A 424-nucleotide genomic window follows, 5' to 3' on the forward strand; every position below is an offset into this window, starting at 1 on the left:
TACGTCCTCACCCTCGCGTGCCCCGACAGGCAAGGCATCGTCCACGCCGTGTCGAGCTACCTCTTCATGACCGGCTGCAACATCGAGGACAGCCAGCAGTTCGGCGACCACGACACGGGCCTGTTCTTCATGCGGGTCTCCTTCTCGGCCGGCTCCCCGGTCTCCGTCGAGAATCTCCGAGCCTCCTTCGCCGCCATCGGCGACTCCTTCCGCATGGAGTGGCAGATCCACCGCTCCGAGGAGCGCATGCGGATCGTCCTCATGGTGAGCAAGTTCGGCCACTGCCTCAACGACCTGCTCTTCCGCGCCCGCATCGGCGCCCTCCCGGTGGACATCGCCGCCGTCGTCTCCAACCACCCGACCTTCGCCGAGCTGGTCGAGTCGTACGGCATCCCCTTCCACCACATCCCGGTCACCAAGGACA

General features: G+C 65.8%; 1 protein-coding gene. It reads left to right on the top strand.

Annotation, left to right across the window (positions count from 1 at the left end; genetic code table 11):
- Window positions 1–424 (top strand): ACT domain-containing protein (locus tag G3I60_RS44090; protein WP_343242015.1); only part of this gene is annotated, 424 nt, incomplete at both ends.

The sequence above is a fragment of the Streptomyces sp. SID13666 genome (assembly GCF_010548325.1).
Taxonomy (GTDB): Bacteria; Actinomycetota; Actinomycetes; order Streptomycetales; family Streptomycetaceae; genus Actinacidiphila; species Actinacidiphila fildesensis.